General features: G+C 26.7%; 21 protein-coding genes. 19 read left to right on the forward strand and 2 right to left on the reverse strand.

The genetic code is table 11. The features are described 5' to 3' along the window. The first annotated feature begins 176 nt into the window (after positions 1 to 176). Both ACYUCG_RS01280 and ACYUCG_RS01285 read left to right on the forward strand, forming a co-directional pair. Positions 177 to 959 (forward strand): YwaF family protein, encoded by a 783-nt coding sequence (locus ACYUCG_RS01280; RefSeq protein WP_283683918.1) that lies wholly within the window; start codon positions 177 to 179, stop codon positions 957 to 959. Between the two features lie 256 nt (positions 960 to 1215). Further along, the gene (locus ACYUCG_RS01285) at positions 1216 to 2157 is read left to right on the forward strand and encodes a hypothetical protein (RefSeq protein WP_460267900.1); all 942 of its coding nucleotides are present in this window, start codon (positions 1216 to 1218) and stop codon (positions 2155 to 2157) included. A 64-nt stretch (positions 2158 to 2221) separates the two neighbouring features. On the opposite strand, the gene ACYUCG_RS01290 is transcribed toward ACYUCG_RS01285, so the two are convergent. Beyond that, the gene (locus tag ACYUCG_RS01290) at positions 2222 to 3577 is read right to left on the reverse strand and encodes an MATE family efflux transporter (RefSeq protein ID WP_460267901.1); all 1356 of its coding nucleotides are present in this window, start codon (positions 3575 to 3577) and stop codon (positions 2222 to 2224) included. A gap of 228 nt (positions 3578 to 3805) precedes the next feature. On the opposite strand from ACYUCG_RS01290, the gene ACYUCG_RS01295 reads away from it, so the two are divergent. The 14 genes from ACYUCG_RS01295 (at position 3806) to ACYUCG_RS01360 (ending at position 20660) form a co-directional block, all read left to right on the forward strand. After that, a complete protein-coding gene (locus ACYUCG_RS01295) occupies positions 3806 to 6220 on the forward strand; it encodes a glycoside hydrolase family 2 protein (protein WP_460267902.1) in 2415 nt (804 codons plus the stop codon). Positions 6221 to 7006: 786 nt separating this feature from the next. After that, positions 7007 to 7960 carry a CAP domain-containing protein gene (locus ACYUCG_RS01300; RefSeq protein ID WP_460267903.1) on the forward strand — a complete coding sequence of 318 codons (954 nt, stop codon included), beginning with the start codon at positions 7007 to 7009 and terminating at the stop codon, positions 7958 to 7960. A 269-nt stretch (positions 7961 to 8229) separates the two neighbouring features. Further along, the gene (locus ACYUCG_RS01305) at positions 8230 to 8946 is read left to right on the forward strand and encodes a hypothetical protein (RefSeq protein WP_060794400.1); all 717 of its coding nucleotides are present in this window, start codon (positions 8230 to 8232) and stop codon (positions 8944 to 8946) included. Between the two features lie 51 nt (positions 8947 to 8997). Beyond that, entirely contained in the window at positions 8998 to 9738 is a 741-nt protein-coding gene (locus ACYUCG_RS01310; RefSeq protein ID WP_164787281.1) for a cell shape determination protein CcmA, read from the forward strand. Then, positions 9723 to 10352, forward strand: coding sequence for a DUF4004 family protein (locus ACYUCG_RS01315; RefSeq protein ID WP_415302514.1), 630 nt, complete (start codon positions 9723 to 9725; stop codon positions 10350 to 10352). The genes ACYUCG_RS01310 and ACYUCG_RS01315 overlap by 16 nt, the downstream gene beginning before the upstream one ends. Before the next feature lie 51 nt (positions 10353 to 10403). Beyond that, positions 10404 to 12215 carry an ABC transporter ATP-binding protein gene (locus ACYUCG_RS01320; RefSeq protein ID WP_240297849.1) on the forward strand — a complete coding sequence of 604 codons (1812 nt, stop codon included), beginning with the start codon at positions 10404 to 10406 and terminating at the stop codon, positions 12213 to 12215. Next, a complete protein-coding gene (locus tag ACYUCG_RS01325) occupies positions 12215 to 14005 on the forward strand; it encodes an ABC transporter ATP-binding protein (RefSeq protein WP_283683906.1) in 1791 nt (596 codons plus the stop codon). Before ACYUCG_RS01320 ends, ACYUCG_RS01325 begins: the two co-directional genes overlap by 1 nt. A gap of 215 nt (positions 14006 to 14220) precedes the next feature. Next, on the forward strand, positions 14221 to 14724 hold the full coding sequence (locus ACYUCG_RS01330; protein WP_283679006.1) for a PH domain-containing protein: 504 nt from the start codon (positions 14221 to 14223) through the stop codon (positions 14722 to 14724). A 2-nt stretch (positions 14725 to 14726) separates the two neighbouring features. After that, the gene (locus tag ACYUCG_RS01335) at positions 14727 to 16349 is read left to right on the forward strand and encodes a PH domain-containing protein (RefSeq protein WP_283683904.1); all 1623 of its coding nucleotides are present in this window, start codon (positions 14727 to 14729) and stop codon (positions 16347 to 16349) included. A 368-nt stretch (positions 16350 to 16717) separates the two neighbouring features. Further along, positions 16718 to 17002 carry an ArsR/SmtB family transcription factor gene (locus ACYUCG_RS01340; RefSeq protein ID WP_060669892.1) on the forward strand — a complete coding sequence of 95 codons (285 nt, stop codon included), beginning with the start codon at positions 16718 to 16720 and terminating at the stop codon, positions 17000 to 17002. 118 nt (positions 17003 to 17120) lie between these two features. Further along, positions 17121 to 17519: an arsenate reductase ArsC gene (locus ACYUCG_RS01345; protein ID WP_279880306.1), complete on the forward strand. Its 399-nt coding sequence runs from the start codon at positions 17121 to 17123 to the stop codon at positions 17517 to 17519. 16 nt (positions 17520 to 17535) lie between these two features. Continuing rightward, positions 17536 to 18858 (forward strand): MATE family efflux transporter, encoded by a 1323-nt coding sequence (locus tag ACYUCG_RS01350; protein ID WP_283683900.1) that lies wholly within the window; start codon positions 17536 to 17538, stop codon positions 18856 to 18858. Positions 18859 to 18984: 126 nt separating this feature from the next. Then, positions 18985 to 19653 (forward strand): response regulator transcription factor, encoded by a 669-nt coding sequence (locus ACYUCG_RS01355; RefSeq protein ID WP_224380701.1) that lies wholly within the window; start codon positions 18985 to 18987, stop codon positions 19651 to 19653. Continuing rightward, complete coding sequence (locus ACYUCG_RS01360; protein ID WP_460267904.1) at positions 19650 to 20660, forward strand: sensor histidine kinase; 1011 nt, start codon at positions 19650 to 19652, stop codon at positions 20658 to 20660. Before ACYUCG_RS01355 ends, ACYUCG_RS01360 begins: the two co-directional genes overlap by 4 nt. Before the next feature lie 558 nt (positions 20661 to 21218). Here ACYUCG_RS01360 and ACYUCG_RS01365 read toward each other — a convergent pair. Continuing rightward, the gene (locus tag ACYUCG_RS01365; RefSeq protein ID WP_078233468.1) at positions 21219 to 21611 is read right to left on the reverse strand and encodes a DUF5684 domain-containing protein; all 393 of its coding nucleotides are present in this window, start codon (positions 21609 to 21611) and stop codon (positions 21219 to 21221) included. A 313-nt stretch (positions 21612 to 21924) separates the two neighbouring features. On the opposite strand from ACYUCG_RS01365, the gene cloSI reads away from it, so the two are divergent. From cloSI to ACYUCG_RS01380, 3 genes are all read left to right on the forward strand, one after another. Then, complete coding sequence (gene cloSI / locus ACYUCG_RS01370) at positions 21925 to 23493, forward strand: clostripain (protein WP_078233469.1); 1569 nt, start codon at positions 21925 to 21927, stop codon at positions 23491 to 23493. Positions 23494 to 23763: 270 nt separating this feature from the next. Further along, positions 23764 to 24531, forward strand: coding sequence for an ABC transporter ATP-binding protein (locus ACYUCG_RS01375; RefSeq protein WP_078233470.1), 768 nt, complete (start codon positions 23764 to 23766; stop codon positions 24529 to 24531). After that, the gene (locus ACYUCG_RS01380) at positions 24521 to 26569 is read left to right on the forward strand and encodes an FtsX-like permease family protein (protein WP_460267905.1); all 2049 of its coding nucleotides are present in this window, start codon (positions 24521 to 24523) and stop codon (positions 26567 to 26569) included. Before ACYUCG_RS01375 ends, ACYUCG_RS01380 begins: the two co-directional genes overlap by 11 nt. Positions 26570 to 26662: the final 93 nt, after the last annotated feature.

A 26662-nucleotide genomic window follows, 5' to 3' on the forward strand; every position in this document is an offset into this window, starting at 1 on the left:
TAATAAACAAAATAAATTTGTTAAGTTAAAGAAGGATGTGATTATATAAGGTATTATTAAGTATATGAGTATAAATTCTAGAAGATATATAAATTAATAGAGTTTTAGAATAGGGTTTAAAAATAAAGTCAAGGAGGAGACTACTCAGCATAATATTTTTGAGTAGATATAATACTTTGAATAGATTGTTAGCGTTTAGCAATGAAATATTTAGGATAGAAACAGATGATTATACTTTCCCGTTATTTTCATCTTTACATTTTAAAATTATTTTATGTGTAATAATAACCATATTTATAGGGATTATATTTAAAGAAAAAATAAAGACATGGAAATATAGGAGAGTATTTGAAATATCTATAGCACTTATTTTAGCATCAACTCAAATATTTTTAGCAATATGGTATTTAAGGTTTCCTAATTTTTATTTAAAAGAAAGTTTACCTTTGTATCCATGTAGAATTGCAATAATTATGGCAGCAATAGGATTAATATGGAAAAGTAATGACTTTGCAAAGTCAATAGCTTATTTTTGGGGAACAATAGGATCCATAGGAGCATTAATAATCCCTATAACTAATTCTTATATTTTTCCTCATATAACTTACTATACATTTTTTATAGGGCATTATTTTTTATTGATAGCATCATTATATATAATATTAATAGAGGAATTTAGAGTAAAAAGAAAAAATGTAAAACAAGCACTTATTTTTTCTTTTATATTTGCAATTTGTGCTTTTATAGCAAATTATTTATTTAATGCCAATTATGCTTTTTTAAATCCACCAAATGGATATGAAATACTTAATCTCATAAATGTTGAAAATAATATTATTACAACGTCAATCTTTGCATATTTTATTTTTGTATTAGGAATATTTATTATGTATTTGCCATTTAATATGAGTAATTATAAAAAAGATAGCTTGTTTGAATATTCCTTAATTAAATATTAGGATTAATCAATAAAATTTTATCAAGAATGTGGGTTTGATCATTTTAATTCAATATAACTTAGAAAGAATTATAATACTAAGTTATATAAAAATGAGGATATAAATATATTAGGGTTTAATTTAAAAATTTATTAAATATATGTAGAAGATTTTAGGGAGGTGAAAAGGGGCATATTAAAAGTTTTATATAAAGATTATGAATGTATTATCTTAATATTTTTTATAAGGCTTATTTTTATATACCCCAAAATAAATTATGCTTAAAGATTTAAATGAAAAAATAAAAGAATGTCGTGAAAATATGGCTTTAAAGGAAACACTTGAAAAGAGGAATTTATCACTTGAAAATGAATTGGATAATAAGGAGAAAGAATTACTAGAGCTTGAAAAGAGTTTAAATAAGGAGCTTAATGATGTTCAAAAGTTAAAGAGTTTATCTTTTTCTAATTTAATATCTAATATATTAAGGAATAAGGATGAGAAGTTAGAAAAAGAGGAAAGAGAGTATTTAGAGGCAAAACTTAAGTATGATAACTTTAAGTTTAAAGTGGAAAAGTTAAGATATGATGTAGAAGAAAACAACAATAGATTAGGGCAGTTAATTAATATTGAAGGTAAGTATAAAGATCTTATAAGTGAAAAGAGAGAGTTAGTTAAAAAGTTTAATCTAAATATAAGAGACGAAATAATTGAAATAGAAAATGAAATAAAGGACTTACTAAGCGATAAGACAGAAATTTCAGAAGCCTTAAGAGAAGCTAATAATTGCTTAATGATTAGTGAAGAAACCTTAAAATCCTTAAGGAGTGCTAAAAATTGGGGAATATATGATATTGTTGGGGGAGGAATGATTTCTTCAGCAATCAAACATAATAGAATAGATGATGCTAAAACTTATATGGAGAGACTTAGTTATTCAGTAGATAGATTAAATAAGGAATTAGGGGATGTAGATACCTCTATATTTAATGAAGGCTTAAATATAAGTGGATTTTCTTATACCTTTGATATTTTCTTTGACAATATATTTAGTGATTTTTCAGTTCAAGGAGAAATCAATGATTCTTTATATAAGATTGAGGAGTTTCGTAATAATGTTTTAAATTTAATAAGAAAATTAGAGGAAAAAGAAAATAGTATCGGTTTAAAGGTAAATCTACTAAATGAGAGATTAGAAAGATTAATAGAAGAAAATTAATTATTATAGATATTTTAAAAGAGATATTTGTGTGGCTTAGTCACATAAGTATCTCTTTTAAGGTTTAATTTATAATTTTAGGGTTTATAGCTTTTTTATTAATGGTTATTTTAGCAATTACTAATGTACATATGAATGCTAAGAAGTCTGAAATAGGAAATGCCAACCATATGCCCCATATACCAAGATTAAATAATGATGGTAATATTATTGAAAGAGGAATAAAGAAAATAAATTGTCTAAGTAAAGATAAAATTAATGATTCTTTTCCTTTGCCTGTTGATTGATAGAAGCCAATAGATGTTAGATATATACCAATAAATGGATACATAATTATATTACTTTTTAATACTTTACTTCCTTCATTTATTAGATTTATATCTGTTGTAAATAATTTCATGAACATATCAGTTTTTATTAATATTATTAGTGTTAGAGTTGTAGCAATAAAGGTTGATATTATTAAAGTTAATTTAAAAGTATTAATAACTCTAGTTCTATTATTGGCTCCAGTACTAAATCCAATAATAGGTTGCATACCTTGTACTAGTCCAGATAAGGGCATTTGTATGAATAAGGTAAGTTTATATATTATTCCGTATATAGATAAGGCAAAGTTGCCGCCATATTTAACTAAAGAATGATTTAGTAGAAGTGCAACTAAACTAATAGATACTTGAGTTATAAAGGCAGATGTTCCTATAGAAATAATTTTTTTTAATATTGAGAAATCAAATTTTAAATACTTAAGTTTTAATTTTACAGATGACTTATTTAAAATATAATAAGTTAAATATGAAAAGCTTAATGATTTTGAAATTGATGTTGCTAAACCAGCTCCAGTTATGCCCATGTTTAATTTGCATATGAATAGATAATCTAGAAATATATTTGAGATCATACCAATAGACATACAACACATAGCATCCTTTGCACTTCCTTCGGCTCTTATTATATTATTAGCTGCTACACAAATTGGGAAAAATAAAACACCAGGAAGTATTGATCTAGCATAATCTATTGCATAAGGTAAAACCTCATTACTAGCACCAAGAAATCTTACAAGTTCCTCAAGAAATATAAATCCAAATATAAATGTAAATATGGAAAATAAGTAAACTAATAGAATTAAATTACCAAAAGCCTTATTAGCTCCTTCTAAATCATTATTACCAATTTTTCTTGAAAAAATTGAGGCTGTACCAACACCAATTAATGATGCCAAGGACATCATAATCATTTGTAAAGGAAGATATACTGAGACACCTGCTATTCCTAATGCTCCAATTTCACGACCTACAAAAATTGTATCAACAATATTGTATATAGCATTGATAAGCATAGCTACGGTTGCCGGAATACTTAATTTCATTAGAGCAGTGAAAATTTTTTCTTTACCTAAAATATAGTCATGATTCATATAATACTCCTAAGTTAGCTTTAATATACAATTATTATATTTAATTTAATTGTAAAATGAGATTAGTATACTTGAATAAAATAAATCAATAAATGAGATAAATTTATTTAAAAATTTCATTACTTTTAATTGTTAAAAGAAAGTTCATAAGAAAACATGTATAATGTATATATGGTAATAATTAACTTAAGGTTTATATAATTAATCGTAAAATTAGGAGGAGAATTTATGAGGAAAATAATTCATATCAATGATCAATGGTTTTATGCAAATGATTACAAAGGTGAGTATTTAAAAAATGAGTTTGATTTTAGTAATTTTGAAAGGGTAGATTTACCTCATACAAATATAGAGTTACCATATAATTATTTTGATGAGAAATCATATCAATTTGTTTCTACTTATGTTAAAACTTTAAAATTTGATAATAGTGTTAAAGGGAAAAAGGTATTTTTAGATTTTGAAGGAGTTATGATAGCCGCAGAAGTATATTTAAATGGAATTCATGTTGGTGGACATAAGGGTGGTTACACTAATTTTTCAATAGATATTACTGATGCTTTAAAAATTAATGAAGATAATATATTAAAAGTTGTTGTTGACTCAACAGAAAGACCAGATATACCTCCTCATGGATATGTTGTTGATTATTTAACCTATGGAGGAATATATAGAGAAGTTTCCTTAAGAGTAGTTGAACCTATATTTATAAATAATTTATATGCAAGGGCATATGATTGTTTAAAGGAAGAAAAAAGATTAGAACTTGATATAGAAATAAATAATTTTGAAGAGCATAGAGATGATTTAGAAATTGTTGTAGAGTTTGGTGATGATACTTTTGAAGAAGCTTTAAGTACAAAGTTACCAATTGAAGAAGGAACAAGTATTAAAAATATAGAAATAGACCAATTAAATATGGTTAAGTTATGGGATATAGAAAATCCTGAGCTTTATGAAATAAAAATTAAGTTATTAAAAGGTTCAGAAGTTATAGATGAATATAAAGATAATTTTGGATTTAGAGAGGCTGAATTTAGATCAGATGGTTTCTATTTAAATGGAAGAAGAGTTAAACTTGTTGGATTAAATCGTCATCAGGCTTATCCATATGTAGGATATGCTATGCCTCAAAGAGTTCAAGAAAAGGATGCTGAGATTTTAAAATATGAATTAGGACTTAACATAGTTAGAACATCTCACTATCCGCAATCAGTACACTTCTTAAGAAAATGTGATGAGATTGGACTATTAGTTTTTGAAGAGATACCTGGTTGGCAACATATAGGTGATGAAGCTTGGCAATCAGAATCTATTAAAAATGTAGAGGAAATGATAAAAAGAGATTACAATAGACCTTCCATAGTTTTATGGGGCGTTAGAATAAATGAGTCTCAAGATAGTCATGAGTTTTATGTAAAAACTAATGCTATGGCAAAGAGTTTAGATCCTATTAGACAAACTGGTGGGGTTAGATACTTAGAAAATAGTGATTTCCTAGAAGATGTTTATACCATGAATGATTTTATACACAGTGGGGGAGAAAAAGTATTAAGAACTCAAAGTGAAGTAACAGGACAAGTAGATAAAGTTCCTTATTTAGTAACTGAGTATAATGGGCATATGTATCCAACAAAAAGCTTTGATCAAGAATGTAAAAAAGTTGAACACGCTTATAGACATTTGAGAGTTATTAATGAATCCTTTGGCTTAGATGAAATAAGTGGAGCCATAGGATGGTGTGCTTTTGATTATAATACACATAGTTCCTTTGGTTCAGGAGATAAAATTTGTTACCATGGAGTTTCTGATATGTTCAGAAATCCTAAGTATGCAGCTTATTCATATGCTAGCCAAAAGAAAGTAGAAGATGGTGTGGTTTTAGAGCCTATTACTTTAGGGGCTAAGGGAGAAAGGGATGGAGGAGCAATACTTCCATTTACAGTTCTTACAAACTGTGATTATATAAAAATATTTAAAGATGGAATATATATAGATACTTATTATCCTAATAAAGAAAAGTTCCCTAATTTACCACATCCACCAATAGAGGTTTCACATATTTTATCTATGGATTCAGAAATACCTCTTACTGAAGAAGCAAAAAAAGAAATTAAAGACTTTGTATTAAATAAATTAAAAGATTCTAATTTAACTAATTTAGCTGAAGAAGATTTTAAATATATTGAAGAATTTAGTGAAAGAGTAAATATACCTGTATTTAAAATAATGTCTTTAGTTTATAAATTAGCTGGAGGTTGGGGAGATAAGGAAAACTCCTTAATAATAAAAGGCTTTATAGATAATAAAGAGGTTGCTTCAAAAGAAATAGGTGAGCTTAGAAGCATGAATAAGTTAGAAGTTACACCAGATGATTTAGAACTTTCATTAGAAAAAACAAGTTATGATGCTACTAGAATCGTGGTTAAACTTTTAGATAATTTAGGAGAGGTTCTTTTCTTAAATAATGATTTTATTGAAGTAGAAATAGATGGAACTTTAAGTATAATGGGACCAAGTAAGTTTGGAATTTCTGGTGGAGCAACAGCTTTCTGGGTAAGAACTCAAGGGAAAAAAGGTATTTGCAAAATAAAGGTTAAGAGCATGTACTTTGAAGAAGAAATTTCTATAGAAGTTAAGTAGAGTTAACTTATTAGTATTTTTATAGGAAGAATTAAGTAATTTTAAATTAAAGAAATAGATTATATTTTAAAGTGAAGTTTTGCTTTAGATTAATTTATGATTAAAGATATATTTGAAATTTAGTTAAGGAATTTAAAATAAAAAGAGGGAGTTATATCAAAACTTAGATATAAGAATTATAAATATATTTGGAGAATTAGTGAATTTCACTAAGAATTTATAATTTTTATTTATAAGTTTAAATTGATATAACTCCTTTTTATGTAACTTTTGAAAGGACGACAACTGTCGAAATTATAATTTTTAAGAGTAAGAGGGTCCATTAATATTATTAGCTAAATTAAGAACAAATATCCTTATAATTTATATAGGAATTAATAGGAAAAAATAGGGGGGAGGTGAATAATTTATTATTGTAGAGTTATTTTTACTTTATAACCAGTAATAATATTGGGGAATTTTAGGAGAAAAACTGGAGATTGATTAAATATTCATATATAATTCATTTAAAGTCTATGGACAAGACTTTATAATTTATTCATTCCTAAGCTAGAAAAAAGTGTTGATCTTAAAGGTTACAAGAAGATGTAAAAGCCAAGATGACTTATACATATAGAGGTAGTTAAGATAGAACACTTTTTTTATTTAATAGCTAAATGATTTTTAGTTTTATTCTTACTTAAATATAATAAATTATTTAAGTAGTAATAGCCTCTACAAAGAAAGACTAAAAGGATTTTAGTTATACTTATTAGGAAAAACAAAGGATAACTAGGAGGGAAAAACATGAGTAAATTTTTAATTTCTATATTATTATCTTTAGGATTATGTTCTGGAGGTGCTGGGGTGAGATATTTTAATAGTAATAATATATCTCATAAAAATGTACAAGCTAATCAAAGTGTTTCAAATGAAAGTTCAGAAAAGGTAGAAGCACAACAAGGAGAGGAATCCAAGGAAGAAACTAATATTTTAAGCAGTAATCCTTTTACTAAAGTTTTTGAGAATATAAGTAAGAATTTTTCTAAGGATAAAGTAACAGATACTACTAAAAAAGAAGAGAGTGTTAAAAATACTCCACAAGATGAAGAGACAAAGGTAGAATCTAATTATGAAAATGGAAAGTTAGAGATTATTCAATCAAATAATGAAAATAAAGAAGTTGCACAAAGTGACAATAAAGAGGCAAATCCTTCAAAGGATAAACAAGAAGAAAAACCAGTTGAAAATAATAAAGTAGAGAAAGAAACTAATAAGGAATCTGTGCAAAAACAAGAAAATAAGCCTGTAGAAAATCAAGTTGAGAAACCAGTAGAACAATCAAATAATAGTAGTTCTTATGCAACTCAAATTGAACAAATGATATTCAATAAGGTTAATGAAGAAAGAGCTAAGGCAGGGGTTGCTCCTTTAAGTTATAGTAACACTATGCAAAAATATGCTCGTATTAAGTCAGAGGATATGGGAGTGAGAAAATATTTTTCACATGAAGATCCAAATGGACAATTAATAACAGCTAAAATGAAAGCTGATGGAGTTTCATATAACGCATGGGGAGAGAATATAGCTTACATAAGTGGATATTCAGGAGATTCAAATATAGCTAACCAATTTATGACTAATTGGATGAACTCATCAGGACATAGAGCTAATATACTTTCTCCTAACTTTACTTCTATTGGGGTAGGAGTTTATAAAATAGGAAATACATATTATGCTACACAAGAGTTTATGAAATAGAATAGCAATTTTATAATATGAACTGTATCAAAATAAGTTTTATTACGATATTTTGATACAGTTCTATATTTTTACAAAAATGTTGCGGTAAGGTATTTACAAAACATGGTATGTTGTATATACTAAAAATATAAAGAAGTTTATATTTTTTAATAGTGTTCGTAACAATGTTTCATTAATTTATTGATTAATCTTTAAATTAAAATAAAAATCTTTTTATATTTTACATATCAACGTAACAATGTTTTATTGAAGGGAGTGTTGATACAATGTCTAATAATATAGATATATCTGGATCAGGAAAAGTTACAGGTGGAGATTATAACAATATAAATATATCTGGTAGAGGAAAAGTAATTGGGGATGTTAAAGCTAATAATATTAACGTATCTGGTATGGCAAAGGCTTTAGGAGATATGGAATTTAGGGAGATGGTAATATCAGGTTCTTTTAAAGCTTTAGGAAATTTGAATGCTACTGAAAATATTGGGGTTTCTGGAAGGTTTAAAGGTGAAAAGAATATAGTTACCAATAGGTTAAATATTGCTGGTTATTTTATTTGTTTAAATGAAATAAATTTTGATTTACTTGAATTTGGAGGATATATCAAATGCATAAATAACTGTGAAGGAAGAAAAATTTGTGGCGAAGGCAAATTAAGAATTGATGGATTACTTTCAGCAGATGATATTGATATAAGATTAATAGGACAATCTAGTATAAATGAAATTGGTGGAGAAAATATAAAAATTAAATCTGGAAAAGATAATAATTTTAAATTATGGATTTTTAATTATAAACAAAAAAATCAACTGACTTGTAACCTTATAGAAGGAGATAATATAGAGATTGAAAATACTAGAGCAAAGGTTGTTAGAGGAAAGAATATAATTGTAGGAAAAAATTGTACAATAGAGAGAATTGAATATTCAGGAGAGTTTAAGATAGATGAAAAGAGTTTGGTTAAGGAGAAAATTTTAATTTAAATCAATTGAATAGGATTTCTAATTAATTTCATAAAAGGAGGATTTAGTTTTATGGAAAACAAAGAGAATTTAAATGATGTTAAGATATTAGGTTCTGGAAGTATATCACAAGGAGAATATAATAATGTTAAAGTGGCAGGATCAGGTCAAATTTTAGGAAATATAAAGGCTAATGATATTAAAGTAAGTGGAAGTGGAGATTTTCAAGGAAATATAATTACAAAAGAAATTAAATGTTCAGGTAGTATGTCTTGTAATGGAACAGTAAAGTCAAGGGATATATTAAAAGTAAATGGATCAGGGATATTTAAAGAAGATTTAACAGGAAAGGAAATTATATTGAATGGAGGAAGTTCCATTAGTGGAAATGTAAGTTTTGAAAATATGATTTCTAGAGGAAGTTGTGAAATAAATGGGAATTGTGAAGGTGAAGAGTTTAATAGCTTTGGCTATATAAGAATAAATGAACTTTTAGCTGCAGATAAGATAAATATAGTACCAGAAGGAGAGTCATATATAAAAGAAATTGGTGGGGAAGAAATTACTATTAAATCTGAACAGAAGAAAAAGTTTATGTTTTTAAAGTTTTCTTTCTCTTCAGATGGTTTTATAAATTGTGATATTATTGAAGGTGATAAAATTACTCTAGAAAATACTAAATGTAAGATTGTTAGGGGTGAGAATATTACTATAGGGAGAGGATGTGAAATAGGAAAAATAGAATATACAGGAGAATTGAATATAACAGATGAAAAAAGCATAGTAGGTGAGAAAGTATGCATGAAGAATTAATTTCAAAAAAAGATTTATTAGTCCTGATGAATATATCATATGGACAATTATATAGATGGAAAAGAAAAAATTTAATTCCAGAAGAGTGGTTTATAAAAAAGAGTGTTTCTACTGGACAAGAGACCTTTTTCCCTAAAGAAAAAATTATAGCTAGGATAAACAACATAATAGAGCTTAAAGATGAGGCTTCATTAGATGAATTAGCAGAAAGATTTTCAAATAATTCTATTAAAAATGTATATTTAAAAAGAAGTTATATATTAGAGCATAATATTGTTTCAGAAACTGTATTAAATATGTTTGATGATTTTTCTGGAAGAGAAGAAAATTATAATGAGATTAGCTTATTTTCTTTATTAATATATAAGGATTTAATATTAAGTGGAATCATTAATGGAGATGAGGCAAGGGATATATCACTTGCTTTAAAAAAGGAATATGGAAGAATTGAAGAAGAAATGATCTTAATAATAAAAAGAAAGTTAGGGGTTTGTTTTTATTATTTAGTTAGTGAAGGAAAGGAGATAGACTTAGATGAAATTGCTGTGGTAGTACAAAAAATAAATTTAGATAGGGTAAAGGAGAGGGTTAAAAAATATAGTTTAATAAATTAGAGCTAAAGATGAGAAATAAGTGGGTTTAATTGGAATTAGGAGATGGAATTTATGAGGGGTAATAAGAAAAAGGGTACTCTTTTAAGTAATCTCAAGTATATTATGGGATATGCTTGGAGTCAGGATAAGGTTTTGTTTGCGCAATGTGGTGTTTATACTATTTTGGCATCTATTTCACCTTTTCTAGGAATTTTTTTACCAAAATTTTTGATTGATGAGCTATTAGGACAGAGAAGAGTAGAAATAATCTTAATGACTTTAATTGGATTTTTTCTTTTATCTTCAGTTATGAACTACTCTATAGCTTGGCTTAGATGTGTATATAGTCCTAGGGTTACTAAAATTAGATGTGACTATATGACCATGATAAGTGAGAAAATAATGAAAATGGATTTTAAAAATACGGAAGATCCTGAGGTTCTAAATAAAATAAAAAGTGTTATGAATGCAGTTATGAGTAATAATACAGGGGTTGAAGGAGTATATCACACAATTTTAGGACTCTTTGGAAAGTTAACTGCCTTTGTGGGATATATATCTATAGTATTATTTTTAAGTCCATGGATTTTATTATTTTTAATAATAAATGTTTTAATAAGCTATGCTTTAACTATGAGGGTTAAAAAGTATGAGTATAGCCAAAAAGAAAAGGCTGCTGATAAGGATAGAAGAACTTTCTATGTCTTTGATACAATGTATGATTTTGCCTATGGTAAAGACATAAGAATATATGACTTAAAAAATATACTCATTGAAAAATTTAAGAAATTTAGGGGAGAGAGAATAGATATATCTAGGGACGTCCAAGGAAAACAATTAAATGTTAAGATTGTTGATGTAGTACTTCTTGTAATAAGAGAATGTGTAGTTTATGGATATTTAATATATAATGTGCTTTTTACTGGAATGGGCATAGGGGATTTCACAATGTATTTTTCAACAATAAATGGCTTTGGAGATTGGATGAAAGGTATATTAGATGACTTAGCACATATTAAGGCACAAAATATGTATTTAGATGATATGAGAGAGTTTTTAGAAATTAAGAGTGAAGATAAAGAAAAAACTAGGGATATACCTATTGATAGTTCTTATGAAATAGAATTTAAAAATGTATCATTTAAATATCCAAAAACAGATAAATATATTTATAAAAATCTTTCATTAAAGATTAAAAAGGGGCAAAGACTTGCTATTGTTGGAATTAATGGAGCAGGTAAAACAACCTTTGTTAAACTTTTATGTAGACTTTATGAGCCAACAAGCGGAGAGATTTTAATAAATGGGGTAAACATACAAAGTTTTTCTAAGGAAGAATATTATAAAATCTTATCAGTAGTTTTTCAAGATATTAAAACCTTTGCATTTACTGTGGCAGAAAATGTTTCTCTAGAGAATTTAGAAGATGTTGATAGAGAAAAAGTTTTACATTGCATAGAAAAGGCTGGAGTAGGAGATAAAATAAATTCTCTTCAAAAGGGAATAGATACCTCTCTTTTAAAAATTTTAGATGGAGAAGGGGTTGAATTATCAGGAGGAGAAAATCAAAAGTTAGCCCTAGCTAGAGCCTTGTATAAAAATGGAAAAATAGTAATCTTAGATGAACCAACCTCAGCTTTAGATGCTGTAGCAGAATATAATATTTATAAGGGATTTGATGAGCTAATTGGAGATAAAACAGCAATTTATATATCTCATAGACTTGCAAGTACAAAGTTTTGCGATGTTATAGCCTTCTTTGAAAATGGTGAAATTGTTGAGTATGGAACTCATGAGGAATTATTAAAGAAAAATGGTAAGTATAGTGATATGTTTAATATACAAGCACAATATTATAAAGAAGAAAGTGGGGCTTTAGCATAATGGAGAATAAAGAAAAGTACACAAGTGATTTATATATAATAAAGCATTTCTTAAAATTAGCTCATGGAATATCAAAGACCTATATACCAACCTTATTCTTTTCATCTTTATTTGCAGCAGCAGTTCCTTTCTTAAATATAATAATGCCAAAGTATATTATAGATGAACTTTTAGGAGCGAGAAGAATAAAGGTTCTTATTTTATTAGTTTTATTAACTGTAATAGGTAATGGAGTATTAAACTTAATAAATAGAGTTTTAGAGAAAAAATGTAATATTAAAAATGAAGAGGTAGTAGCAGGATTTGATTTGCTTATAGGAAAGAAAGTTATGGACTTGGATTTTGAAAATATTGAAGATCCAGAGATTTTAAACTTAAAGGAAAGAGCCTTATTTCCCATAAGAAATCAGGGAGCTATTTGGCAACTTACCTACAATATATCTAAGGGATTAACAGAGATATTTAAAGTAATTGGATTAATAGGTCTTATTTTAACCCTAGATTGGATTATTATAGCCCTAATAATTTTAATTGTTCTCTTAAGTTCATTTATGTATAAGAAATCTCAAAGGTTACAGCATAAATTTTTTGATTCCTTAATTCCACTAAATAGGGAGTTTGGATATTATATTAATACAATAAATGATTTTTCAGCAGGTAAAGATATAAGACTTTATAATGTAGCCCCTTTATTTGTAAAGAAATTAGATCAGTTTAATATAAATAGCACCAATGCATTTATTAAGATATTTAGTAAAGTAGGTAAGTATGAAGGATTCAATGAAATAGTATTACAATTACAAATGGTTATAGTTTATGGATATATAACTTATAGAGTTTTAATAAATAGTATAGGAATTGGTGACTTTACTATGTACACTAATGCTGCAATAAATTTTAGTAACTCCATATCTAATCTTTTTAGAAGTTATGTAATGGTAAGACAAATGTGTAGATATCTTCAGGCTTTTATGGAATTTGAAAATATAGAATCTAAACACACTAAAGAAGGTAAGAAGATTGGAAATTTAGAAAAGGTTAATATTGAATTTAAAGATGTATCCTTTAAATATCCAAGAAGTAAAGAATTCACCTTAAAAAATGTTTCAATAAAAATAAATGAGGGTGAAAAGTTATCAGTAGTTGGATTAAATGGTGCTGGAAAAACCACTTTTATAAAGCTTTTAGCAAGGCTTTATGATCCAACAGAGGGTGAAATTCTATTAAATGGAGTTAATATAAATGAATATGATTATGATGAATATATGAAACTTCTATCAGTAGTATTTCAAGATTTTAAACTAATGTCCTTTTCAATTAAGGAAAATATAGCTTTAAATGATTTTAATAAGGTTAAGGATGAGGAAATAGAAGAGGTTCTAATAAAGAGTGGCTTTGGAAAAGACTTAGAAAAGTTACCAAAGGGAATAAATACTCCTGTATATAAAAACTTTGATGAAGGTGGAATAGAGTTTTCTGGGGGACAAGCACAGAAATTAGCCATAGCTAGGGCAGTTTATAAGGATGCACCAATAGTAATCCTTGATGAGCCAACGGCAGCTTTAGATCCAAAAGCTGAGTATGAAATATATAGTAAGTTCAATGAGCTTATAGGAAAAAAGACAACAATATATATTTCTCATAGATTATCTAGCTGTAGATTTTGTGACAACATAGCAGTATTTCAAAAAGGAAAACTTATTCAATATGGAACTCATGATGAACTTGTAAAAGATAAAGGCAATGAGTATGAAACTATGTATAGTGCTCAAGCACAATATTATATTTAATATTTATATTTAAAAGACAAAAAGATAGAGTTTAATCACTTTCTTAGGTATATAGAAGAAAAAAGCTTCTATTAAATACTTAGGAAGGTGATTTTTTATATTACAATAGATTCTTTCTTAAACTTTGCTTAATTCTTAGGTTTTAAATTGACTTAATAAGACTAGTTATGATATTTTAAGGAAAAGTTAACAAAATTTGAATGGGGGATGGACTAATGGACAAAAAGCTAAGCAATAAAGCTATTAAGTCATGGATTTTAGGGAGAACAATAGGGTTAATTGTTTTAGTGGTTATTTACTTAGGAATTGTATTTGTTTTACCTAAAATGGAGATTCAATGGGCTGATTATATTTTGAATAATCACATGAAAATAGTGAATATTTTAAGCTTTATAATTATAGGGTTAACAGCTTTAAGCACTTATATTGAGCCTTTTTTTGAATACAAACAGTGGAGTTACAGAATAGATGAGGAAGAGATATTCTTTACTGAGGGAGTTTTTTTCAAAAGAAGTGTAACTATTCCTATAGTTAGAATTCAGAATATAAACTTAAGTGAAGGGCCAGTAAATAGAAAGTTTAATTTAGCAGATGTAAAGATAGGAACTGCTGGAGGAAGTTATAAGATTCCTAATCTTGATAAAGAGGAAGTTGAAAAGATTAGAGAGTTTTTAAGAGTTAAGATTAATGAGAATGTTAGAGAGGAGCTTGAAGCATAATTATGAATGAAAAATTAGATAATAAAGAAATAAATCAATGTAATTATGAAAAAGAGAGCCTTAATAACAGGGAAATAAAAATAAAAAATAGTGTAAGAAGTTTACTTTATAATATAGTTAAAGAAATAATAAGTGATTTGGGGTTAGCAGTTATATTTGTAGTGCTTTTAAAGCAATGGTTTTACATAGTCATAATAGGTGTAGTACTTTTAGCAATTATAGTTTCAATCCTTAAGTGGAATAGGGAGTATATGATTTTAAAAGGAGATGAAGCTTATTATCATAAGGGGATTTTTTCTAAAAAAACTACAATAATTCCAAAGAAGAGCTTTAAATCTATGGATATTTCACAAAACTTAATAGAGATGATTTTAGGATATAAGATTGTAAAAATTGAAAGTCCCTCTAGAGAGGTTGGAGAAGAAGATATTAAAATGAGCTTAAGTAATGAAGATATAGCTTTGCTTAAGAGCTTTGCCTTTGGAGCTAACAAAGAGCTTAATAATGAAGTAAGTGAAGGCTTTGACTTAGAGGAGAATATACTTAGAAAAAGTTTTTTAGATTCTGAATTTGAAAAGTTAAAAGAGGATTATGAGAGTAATTTAAATAATAGGAAAAATATAAATGAGAGTGAAAAGGTACATATAAATAATAGTGAAGAAGTAAATGTTAAAGAAAAGAAAATAAGCAATAAAGATTTAATTTTATATGGATTTACAAGCTTTAATCTATTTATAGCTATTATTTTTATATTTAATGCTTGGGGTAAGATTGAAAAATTTATAAATTCAGAGTATGTGGATAGTGTTATAAATGGATATATTGCAAATGAGGCTTCAAAAATAGGGATTATATTTGCAATAGTTGGATTATTCGTAGCTTTAATTATATTAAAAGCTATAGCTACAGTATATTATTTTATAAAATATTATAATTTTACTCTTTCAAAAGAAGGAGAAAATATAAAAATAAAATATGGACTCTTTAGCACAAAGGAATTTTCTTTTAAGGAAAATAGTATAAAGCTTATAAAACTAAAATCAAATCCTTTGAGACAACTTTTAAAAAGATATGAAATAAATGTAGTTATAAAAGGCTATTCTGGAGAGGGAAAAGAGCAGATAATAATGTATCCCATAGGAAATTCTAAAGAAGTTCAAAATATAATAAGAGAATTTATACCTCAGTGGAGCATAGAAAATGAGGGAGAAGGAATAAGACATGGGAAGATATTTATGATTATAAAACCAGTTTTAATAGTATTCCTTATATCTTTAGTAGCATATTTAATATTACCAATAAAATGGGTATGGCTTATTAATATAATTAGTTTTATAATAATTCCTTCATCAATTTTAAAAGGAAGAAATATAAATCTTAAGGTTGATGAAAATAAAGTTCGTGCAGTAACAGGAGGATTTTTTAGAACAATACATATTCTTAAGGGAAAGGACATACAAGCTGTAGGCTTTAATACAAATCCCATACAAGAAAAAAATAATATAGGCAAAATTGTAATTGATTATTATAGTGAAAATTCAGAGGAAATAAATTTACCTTATATGAATAAGAATTATGTGGAAGTATTATTAAATAGTTCTAAAGGAATTATGCATAGAAGATAATAAAAAATGTAACTACAAAATAAGTAAATACCAACATAGGTAATGCTTCATAATCAAGTAAGACAAGTTCATTTATATTCAACAAATAAGGAAACAACGGTTTGCATAATGTGTAAGAGATAACAATTCATAGTAATAATTTTTCTAAAAATTCCATAAAAGGAGAAATAAAAAGGTTGTATAAGTTAATTTAACTTTGCAACTTTTTTTAGTTTTTTTAAAATTGGAGATTTAAAAATGAAATAAAAACTATAAATATATTTTAAGAATTATTCCCTAAGTTTAAAATGCATAACATTGACAATTATCGATATATAGCTATAATGAAATATAGTTATAAAAGTTTTAGTATTAGGAAGTGAAGAAATATGGAGGATAAGTTTGAAATAAATTCAAGGGTTTTTAAAGCTTTAGGAGATTCAAATAGATTAAAAATAATAGATTTGTTATCAAGTGGAGAAAAGTGTGCCTGTGAAATATTGAAATTTTTCGATATATCTCAATCTACACTATCACATCATATGAAAATTTTAAGTGAATGTAGCCTTGTTAAATGTAGAAAAGAAGGAACTTGGAATCATTATAGTTTAAATTTAAATAATGCAAATAAATCTATATTATTTCTTATGGAAATAATAACATCTTTAGATTAGTATGAACTATTTAGAAAATATAATAAATGGTGAAAATTATTTTAAATTAATCAGAATTAAAATGTTTAAAAAGATATTAGTTTATTATGAAAAATAGTTTAGTAAAAGGGGAAGAATTATGAAAAAAGTAGCATTTATATGTGTACACAATTCTTGTAGATCACAAATGGCAGAAGCCTTTGGGAAAATACTGGGATTAAATATTTTTGAAAGTTATTCCGCAGGTACTGAGGAAAGAAATAAAATAAATCAAGATGCTGTTAGAATAATGAAAGAAATTGGAGTGGATATGGAATTAACTCAAAGACCAAAATTATTAAGAGAAATTCCAGAGGTAGATATAGTTATAACTATGGGATGCAATGTTTCTTGTCCAACATTACCTTGCAAACATAGGGAAGATTGGGGCTTAGATGATCCAAGTGGAAAGAGTGATGAAGAGTTTATATACACAAGAGATAAAATAAAAGAAAAGGTAGAAGATTTAGTAAGTCGTATAAAAAATGGGCAAATTTAAATAGGAGAAAGGGTAAATGAAGAAAATAGATTTAACCAAGGGTAATGTACTAAGTGTCCTTACCACCTTAGCTCTTCCTATTATGGGAAGTTCATTCCTTCAGTTTGCTTATGGGCTTATAGATATGTTTTGGGTTGGAGGTCTTGGAAGTAGTGCAGTGGCTAGCATTGGCTCTTCAAGCTTTTTTTTAGGACTAGGATATTCTATAAATGCCTTAGTAGTTACGGGGACTGGAATTAAGGTTTCTCATGAAGTAGGGAGAAAAAATGAAATAGAGACAGAGGATTATATAAGAAATGGTCTTATAATGAATTTTCTTATAGGACTAATATATGCATTAGTATTAGTGGTTTTTGGAAAAGGATTCATAGGATTTTTAAATTTAAATGATACCTTAGTTGAAAGAGATTCTTATATATACTTAGCTGTAAGTGCCCCAGTATTATTCTTTAGCTTTTTTAATTATCTTTTTACTAGAATATTAGCTAGCTTTGGTAATAATAAATTAGCTTTAAAAATAAGTGCTACAGGTATAATTTTAAATATGATATTAGACCCAATATTAATATATGTTTTTAAACTTGGCGTTTTTGGAGCGGCAGTGGCAACATTATTAGCCAATATACTTATGTTTTTTATGTATATATATTATGGAAAAGGAATATTTAAAATAGATTTAAAAAAGAAAGTAAACTATGAAAAAGTAAGAGAAATAGCTAGATTAGGATTTCCTATGGCATCTCAAAGAGTACTTTTTACCTTGGTGAATATTATATTAGCTAGAATTATAGCTAGCTTTGGAGCTGATGCTATAGCAGCTCAGAAAATAGGTCTTCAAATAGAATCTGTAAGCTTTATGGTAATTGGAGGATTAAATGGGGCTATAGCAGGATTTACAGGACAAAATTATGGAGCAAAAAAACTAAATAGAGTAAATGAAGGATATAAGAAAGCCTTGCTTTTAGGATCTATCTACTCAATACTTGTTTCAACCTTATTTATCTGTATTCCAGGATTATTAGTAGGATTATTTGTTAAGGATGAGGCTACAATAATAATTGGAAGCAGTTATTTAAGAGTACTTGGAATAGTTCAGATATTTAGTAGTTTTGAGATGATATCAAATGGAGTATTCTCAGGATTAGGACTTCCTAAAATACCATCAGCTATAAGTATAATCTTTACTATGTTAAGAATTCCTATGGCCTTAGTTTTAGTTAAGTTTTTAGGCATAAATGGAGTTTGGTGGAGCATTGCAATATCAAACATCTTAAAAGGAAGCATATCTTGTATAATTTATAGATTAAAAGTTTATAGAAAATATATATTTTGTAATTAATAGTATTTTTAATTATAACTGTATTAGAGAACTTAAATTAAAAAGAAGTGCTTTAATACAGTTTTTTTTATATAATAAATGTAAACAGAAGTTATATTCACTATTTAAATGGAAGGGATGGTTATTATGAAGAGAATTCTTATAATTGAAGATACAGATACCATAAGAGAAGAACTTACAAAACTTCTTATTAGGTATGGTTATGAAGTTTTAGCTCCAACAGATTTTGAAAATATATTAGAGTATGTTAAAGAAAATAATTCAGATTTAATCCTATTAGATATAAACTTACCTTATTTTGATGGATATCATATTTGTAGAGAAATAAGAAAAGATTCTAATGTGCCTATAATAATAGTTACAAGTAGAGATAGTGATATGGATGAAATTATGAGCATGAATTTAGGAGCTGATGATTTTATAACAAAGCCTTATAATACTCAAGTTTTATTAGCTAGAATAGCCTCATTACTTAGAAGAACCTATTCTTTATCAGAACAAGAAGTTTTAACATATGGTGATTTAAAGCTTAATTTATCTAATGGAACAATTTCTTGCAGAGGAAAAGAAGAAGAGTTAACTAAAAATGAACTTAAGATATTATCACATCTTTTAAAAAACAAAGGAAATGTTGTTTCAAGGGAAGATCTTATGGATTATATGTGGAACTCAGACATTTTTGTGGATGATAACACACTTTCAGTAAATGTAACTAGACTTAGAAAAAAATTAGAAGAGGTTGGAGTAAAAGGAGCCATAGAAACTAGAAGAGGATTAGGGTATATTATGCCATGAAACTAAGGGATTACTTTGAGGATAAAATATTCTTTTTAATTGTAAACTTTATAATTTTTGCTACCATAGCAGTTTTATTGTTCATAGGCAATGTCGGTTCAGGAATAATATTTTTAATAGGATGTTTTTGGTTTATTCCTCTTTTTACATATATAATTTTAGATTTTTACAAGAGTAAAAAATTTTATGATAACATAAGTGGTATTTTAGATAATTTAGACAAAAAGTATTTACTACCTGAGGTAATAGAAGAACCAAATTTCTATCATGGTAAATTTTTGTATGAGGTTTTAAAAGAAACTGACAAAGATATGCATGAGAATGTTAAAAAATATAGACTTGAGCAAAAAGATTATAGAGAGTATGTGGAAACATGGGTTCATGAGATAAAAACTCCAATAGCTTCCACTAGGCTTATTTTAGAAAATAATGAGAGTGAGTCTAGTGAAAATATTAAAAAGGAAATAAAGAAAATTGAAGAATATATAGATCAAGCGTTATATTATGCTAGAAGTACAGATGTTAGCAAAGATTATATTGTAAAAGAATTTTCCTTAGGGAAAAGTGTAAGAAATGTAATTAAGAAAAATTCTAGGGATTTCATAAACAAAAGAATAGCTATAGACTTAGAGGATTTAGATTACAATGTTTATAGTGATGAAAAATGGGTTGAATTTATAATAAATCAAGTTATAAATAACGCAATAAAATATAGTGCTAAAAATAGTAGAGTCAAAATATTTGTAAATAAATCTAAAAACAGCATAACTCTTAGAATAAAAGATAATGGTGTTGGAATACCTAATAAAGACTTAGGTAGAGTTTTTGAAAAAGGCTTTACTGGAGAAAATGGAAGAAGATTTACCAAGTCTACAGGTATGGGATTATACCTATGCAAAAATCTTTGTGATAAATTAGGCTTAGGCTTAAAAATAACTTCAAAAGAGAATGAAGGAACAGAAGTTAGCATAATTTTCCCAATAGGAGATACTATAATAGCCAATTAGATAACTAATTAAGACTATTGAAGTATATGGATTATAATGATATGATTTACAAAATATTACATATATAAATGGGGGATTGGGAATTGTTTAAGATGATTTTTAAGTCAATTGGATTAGCAATAGTTATAGTATTTGCATTTTTTTTGTTTTAGGAAGCATACTCAATGGTAAAGATGCAGGAATAATGATTATAGGATGGGCTACAATATCAACTGTTATTTTTGCACATATACTGTTATAGATAAAATAGATAAGAACTTTAATAAATAAAGAATTATTTATACCGTATTATTCTATATTGGATATGCGGTATTTTTTTATCTAAATTTAGAAATTAAGAGAAGTGAAATATATGATAAATAATCAAATAAGTTTTTTTGATAAACCTAAAATAAAGTTACTAGAAGATTAAACAAGGCTCCATCATCTATTAACTAAAAATAGCGTTCATGAGGTTTTTATGGAGAAAAATGATAGTTATATTGTGTGTTAATATATAGAAGGTTCTACGGAGGTTATAGGAGAGGTGTTAAAGTTGAATAAAAAAAGCAGGGCAATTTACCCTACTAATTCATTTTGATATTCCCAAGGTATGGATCCTACAAACTTTCTATCAGATAGGACTATATACCAGAATGCTATAAGTGCAAATATTATTCCTATGATTGTAGAAAGTAATCCGAATCCAAAATTTTTAAAAATTTTATAAAGTACAATTATAGTAATAATAATATTTAAAATTGGTATAAATGTAAGAATAAAATACCAATAAGACATACCAGCTAGGTGAAACATTTGTAATTCACCGAGGATTGGTATAAGCATCATCCAAGGATTTTTTAAATTGGCCTTCTTAGCCATGGCATAAGAAGGATAAACTTTTATTAAATAAATAATTAATAAGATAAGAAAACTACTTGAAGTGTAAGTAAATTCTTTAAAGTAATACATATAATCAACCTCCTATTTGGTTGATTATATAATAAATGTAAATAAAATGTAAATAATTGCGATTGTATAATTTTTAATATTAAGGAATGAAAGAATTGGAATTGTTATATGAACTAATAGCTGTTCATAATATTCCCGAAAAATTAAATACTTTTTGTATATTTATAAACTTAAATAATAGATTATTATAACCAGTTATGTATAAATTTTGACCAGTTATGCAAATTGTATTGAAAATTTCATATATTAAATTAATATTAAATTAGTATTAACTTAATGTTAACTTAATGTTAATTTTCAGAGGGGGATGTATATGTTTAAGAAAAAGTTATCATTATTGATGGCTACTATTACCATTGGTAGCGTTCTATTAGGAGGAGCTTCAACAGTAAGTGCTGCTCCAAGACACAAGCATAAAACTGTATCAGAGAAAATTAAAGAGGCTGAAAAAACTGAAGGTGATAAAAAACTAACGGTTATGGTATATGCTGATTGTGATAATAACCTAGAAGAGTACATACTTAATGATATTGAAGAAATGAAAGAGGGTTATAAAAATAATCCTAATCTAAATATTATAGTATTAGTTGATAGAATTCCTGGTTATTCTAACGATTCAAAAGTGTTAGGTTCTAATTTTGAAGACACAAGACTTTATAAAATAGGTGAAAATTCTGCTGAAAGAATTAGTGGAAAAAGTGAATTTCCAGAGATAACTACTACAAGTAATTATGAAGCTAACATGGGAGATGCAAATACTTTAAAAAAATTCATTAAATTCTGTAAAAAGAACTATGAAGCGGATAAGTATATGTTAATCATGTCTAACCATGGTGGTGGGGCTAAGGATGATAAAGATATAGCTAGTACTGTAAATAAGGCAATATGCTGGGATGATAGTAACAACAAAGATTGTCTTTATACTGGAGAGTTTTCAGATGTACTTACTAAAGATGAATCTGTTGATGTTTTAGTATTTGATGCTTGTTTAATGGGAACTTCAGAGGTAGCTTATCAATATAGACCTAATAATGGAAGTTTTGAAGCAAAAACACTTGTTGCATCATCTCCAGTTGTTTGGGGGAATGGATATCCTTATGACAAAATATTTTCACGTTTAAGATCTACTAAAGGTGAAAATGGAGAAGTTGATTCCACTTTAGGAGGCAAAGAAAAAATATTTAATCCATCACTTGTTACAAATAATGAACTTGGTGCATTATTTGTAGAAGAGCAGCGTGATTCTGTAAATAGCTATGGAGTAACTAGTCAACAGCTAAGTTGCTACGATCTTTCAAAAATTGAAAAAGTTAAAAAATCAGTTGATGCTTTAGCTAGAAATTTAAGTAAGAATAATAAAAAGGATGCTATTGAAAGTTTAAGAGGTACAGGGAAAAATGCACCAACTATGCATTATTTTAAAGCATATGATGAATATGAATGGATTGAATATCCATATTTTGATTTATATGATTTATGTGAAAAAATTAGCTTAAGTAATGAATTTGATGAAACAACTAAAAAATTATCAAAGAATGTTATGAAAAATGTTGACCAATTAATTTTATATTCATTTGGAGGAAAAGAGTTTAAAAATTTCAAAGAAGGTAAAAATGGTATAAGTATTTTCCTTCCTGATGGTAATAGAAATTATTATGATCAATATTCAGGACAAGCAATACCACATTGGGCTATTCAAAGATGGTACAATCCTTTAGACACTAATGCTTATAGATTAAGAAGTGGATATGGAAAACTAGCATGGTGTAAAGATGGATTAGATTCAAAAATAAATAAAGTTGGTAACTGGTTTGAACTTTTAGATTCTTGGTTTGATAAAGATAATACTTCATTTGGTGGATATAATAGATATAGATATTAAAAGATGATTTCTTAAGATTACATAAAAGAAATTAAGTTAATTAATAACTCTACTTATAAGATTTAAGTAGAGTTATTTCTTTTTTGTAATTTTTATAATAATATCTTGAATATCACAATGATTTTCTCATTTGAACTTCTATTATTTATTAAATATTTTCTTCTAAGGAAACCTTACAAAATTGTAAGGTGTATGAAAGATAAATAAATATGTGATTTCTATTAAAGAGGATAAAATAACATTGTAAGATGAAACGAGGAGGAACAGGATATGAAAAATATTTTAAGTGTAGAAAATATAGAAAAGTATTATGGAAACAAAGATAACATAACAAAAGCAATAGACAATATTAACTTTAAGGTTGATAAGGGTGAGTTCGTTGGAATAATGGGACCATCAGGAAGTGGTAAAACAACATTACTTAATTGTATATCAACTATAGATAATGTTACTACAGGAAGTATAGTTATTAATGGAAAGGATATTACAAAATTAAAATCAAAGCAATTAGAGAAGTTTAGAAGAGATGAATTAGGATTCATATTCCAAGATTTTAATTTATTAGATACCTTAACAGCTTATGAAAATATAGCTTTAGCATTAACAATACAAGGTAAAAAGCCTAAGGAAATAGATGCTCTTATTAAAAAAGTTGCAAAGAGTTTAGGGATAGATGGAATATTAAATAAATTCCCATATCAAATATCAGGTGGACAAAAACAAAGGGTTGCTTCAGCTAGAGCAATTGTTACTAATCCATCATTAATATTAGCAGATGAGCCAACAGGAGCTTTAGATTCAAAGTCAGCTAGAATGCTTTTAGATTCTTTTGAAAGTTTAAATAAGGACTTAGAAGCTACAATACTTATGGTAACTCATGATGCTTTCACAGCAAGCTATGCTCATAGGATTTTATTTATAAAAGATGGAAAAATATTTAATGAATTAGTAAGAGGAACAGATTCAAGAAAAGAATTTTTTGATAGAATTATTGAGGTTATAACACTTCTTGGAGGGGATGATAGGGATGTATTTTAAGATTGCTTTAAACAATGTTAGAAAGAGTTTTAAAGATTATTCAATATACTTTCTAACATTAACTCTTGGAGTATGTATATTCTATGCATTTAACTCCATAGGAGATCAAAAGGCCTTTTTAGAATTTGGAAAAAGACAGGCTGAGTATATAAAAGTATTACAAGGATTAATATCTGGAATATCTGTATTTATATCTTGTGTTTTAGGTGGATTAATTCTTTATGCAAATAACTTTTTAGTTAAAAAACGTAAAAAAGAATTAGGTATATATATGACCCTTGGTATGGGAAAAAACAAAATTTCAAAAATACTTACATATGAGACAGCATTAGTAGGAATTATATCATTAGTTGTAGGTTTAGGAGTAGGTATAATAGTTTCTCAAGGAATATCTGCTTTTGCAGCTAAATTATTTGAGGTATCTCTAAGCAATTATAAATTCTTATTATCAACTGATGCTATTTTAAAAACTATTTTATACTTTGGTATAATTTTTATCTTAGTTATGCTTTTTAATACTTTTGTAATTTCAAAATATAAACTTATAGATATGTTAACAGCTGCTAAGAAGAATGAGGATATAAAAATAAAGAATCCTATATTAACAGCAATAATATTCTTTATATCTTTAGGATTATTAGGAGTTGCGTATAAATTAGTAATTAAAGTTGGATTAGATCCTACAAATAGTATGTTCTTAGTGTCAATAGTATTAGGAGTTTTAGGAACATTACTGTTATTCTTTAGTTTAGCAGGATTTGTTTTATATGTTTTACAAAAGAATAAGAATGTTTACTTAAAAGGATTAAATATTTTTGTGTTAAGACAAATGAATAGTAAAATAAATACTAACTTTTTATCAATGACAGTAATATGTCTTATGTTATTCTTAACAATAAGTACATTATCAACTGGATTAAGCTTTAAAAATGCTTTAGAAAAAGGATTAGAAGCTACAACTCCATTTGACGCATCTGCTACTTATTATGTTAATGAAGATAATAAAATAAAAACTGCTGAAGAATCAATAAAAGAGTTAGGATTTAAATTTAATCCAGAGGATAAAATTGTTTCATATAATGAATATAAACTAGAAAAAACTAATTTAGAAAGTTTATTGACTAAAAATTCACATGGAAAAAATGCAGAAAAATTAGCACCAACATTTTCTGAGTATGGTGTAAATGCCATAAGTGTAAGTTCATATAATGATATAAGAGCTTTAAGTGGTGAAAAATCAGTAAGTTTAGCTAATAACGAAGTATTAATTTCATCTAACTTAAGTGAATTAGAAGGTACTTTAGAAAATCTTCTTAAGAATAACAAGGAAATAGAAATTGATGGTAAGGAATATAAGATTGCTAATAATGCCTTAATTGGAGAAGGAAAAGTTATAAAAGAGGCATTTCAAAGTACTGGAATTACAGATAACTTGCTTACTTTAATAGTTCCAGATAATGTTCTTTCAAATTTAAATCCTACTTCAAATAAAATAAATATAAACTTCCCTAAAAATTCTAAGGAAGAAGAACAAAGAGTGCAAAAGTTATTTGATGAATATAGAGATGGAATTGTGGATTTAGATAAATATGGTTTTGTAAATGGATATACAAGGGAACGTATATATGAAGAGAATAATGGAATGACAAATATAGTATTATTCATAGGAATATACTTAGGAATAATATTCTTAATTTCAAGTACTGCAGTACTTGCTCTTCAACAATTATCAGAAGCTAGTGATAGCATTGATAGATATAAATCATTAAGAAGAATTGGTGTATCTCAAAAGATGATAAATGAATCAATATTTACACAGGTAAGTATTTATTTTGGATTACCATTAGTTGTAGCTTTAGTTCACTCAGTAGTGGCAATAAAAGTTGTTAATGGATTCCTAACTATGTTTAATAAGCCAGATATAGGAGCTTCATCCTTAGTAACTACCTTAATAATGGTAATTGTCTATGGTGGATATTTCTATGCAACATATTCTGGATATAAATCAACAGTAAAAAATGCTTTAAAGCAAAAATAATATATAATTAACAAAAAAAATCTTAAGTTGTTTGACTTAAGATTTTTTTTGTTAATTTGTTAAAAGTATATTAATATTAGGTTTATTATGGTA

It is taken from the genome of Clostridium sp. CTA-17, from assembly GCF_054767895.1.

What these genes read in the sequence shown, in the direction of transcription:
- ACYUCG_RS01315 (WP_415302514.1), top strand. Translation starts at nt 9,723, where the DNA reads ATGCATGAAGAATTAATTTCAAAAAAAGATTTATTAGTCCTGATGAAT.
- ACYUCG_RS01380 (WP_460267905.1), top strand. Translation starts at nt 24,521, where the DNA reads ATGTATTTTAAGATTGCTTTAAACAATGTTAGAAAGAGTTTTAAAGAT.
- ACYUCG_RS01310 (WP_164787281.1), top strand. Translation starts at nt 8,998, where the DNA reads ATGGAAAACAAAGAGAATTTAAATGATGTTAAGATATTAGGTTCTGGA.
- ACYUCG_RS01325 (WP_283683906.1), top strand. Translation starts at nt 12,215, where the DNA reads ATGGAGAATAAAGAAAAGTACACAAGTGATTTATATATAATAAAGCAT.
- ACYUCG_RS01345 (WP_279880306.1), top strand. Translation starts at nt 17,121, where the DNA reads ATGAAAAAAGTAGCATTTATATGTGTACACAATTCTTGTAGATCACAA.
- ACYUCG_RS01290 (WP_460267901.1), bottom strand. Translation starts at nt 3,577, where the DNA reads ATGAATCATGACTATATTTTAGGTAAAGAAAAAATTTTCACTGCTCTA.
- ACYUCG_RS01355 (WP_224380701.1), top strand. Translation starts at nt 18,985, where the DNA reads ATGAAGAGAATTCTTATAATTGAAGATACAGATACCATAAGAGAAGAA.
- cloSI (WP_078233469.1), top strand. Translation starts at nt 21,925, where the DNA reads ATGTTTAAGAAAAAGTTATCATTATTGATGGCTACTATTACCATTGGT.
- ACYUCG_RS01365 (WP_078233468.1), bottom strand. Translation starts at nt 21,611, where the DNA reads ATGTATTACTTTAAAGAATTTACTTACACTTCAAGTAGTTTTCTTATC.
- ACYUCG_RS01375 (WP_078233470.1), top strand. Translation starts at nt 23,764, where the DNA reads ATGAAAAATATTTTAAGTGTAGAAAATATAGAAAAGTATTATGGAAAC.
- ACYUCG_RS01335 (WP_283683904.1), top strand. Translation starts at nt 14,727, where the DNA reads ATGAATGAAAAATTAGATAATAAAGAAATAAATCAATGTAATTATGAA.
- ACYUCG_RS01360 (WP_460267904.1), top strand. Translation starts at nt 19,650, where the DNA reads ATGAAACTAAGGGATTACTTTGAGGATAAAATATTCTTTTTAATTGTA.
- ACYUCG_RS01295 (WP_460267902.1), top strand. Translation starts at nt 3,806, where the DNA reads ATGAGGAAAATAATTCATATCAATGATCAATGGTTTTATGCAAATGAT.
- ACYUCG_RS01330 (WP_283679006.1), top strand. Translation starts at nt 14,221, where the DNA reads ATGGACAAAAAGCTAAGCAATAAAGCTATTAAGTCATGGATTTTAGGG.
- ACYUCG_RS01305 (WP_060794400.1), top strand. Translation starts at nt 8,230, where the DNA reads ATGTCTAATAATATAGATATATCTGGATCAGGAAAAGTTACAGGTGGA.
- ACYUCG_RS01285 (WP_460267900.1), top strand. Translation starts at nt 1,216, where the DNA reads ATGCTTAAAGATTTAAATGAAAAAATAAAAGAATGTCGTGAAAATATG.
- ACYUCG_RS01340 (WP_060669892.1), top strand. Translation starts at nt 16,718, where the DNA reads ATGGAGGATAAGTTTGAAATAAATTCAAGGGTTTTTAAAGCTTTAGGA.
- ACYUCG_RS01320 (WP_240297849.1), top strand. Translation starts at nt 10,404, where the DNA reads ATGAGGGGTAATAAGAAAAAGGGTACTCTTTTAAGTAATCTCAAGTAT.
- ACYUCG_RS01350 (WP_283683900.1), top strand. Translation starts at nt 17,536, where the DNA reads ATGAAGAAAATAGATTTAACCAAGGGTAATGTACTAAGTGTCCTTACC.
- ACYUCG_RS01300 (WP_460267903.1), top strand. Translation starts at nt 7,007, where the DNA reads ATGAGTAAATTTTTAATTTCTATATTATTATCTTTAGGATTATGTTCT.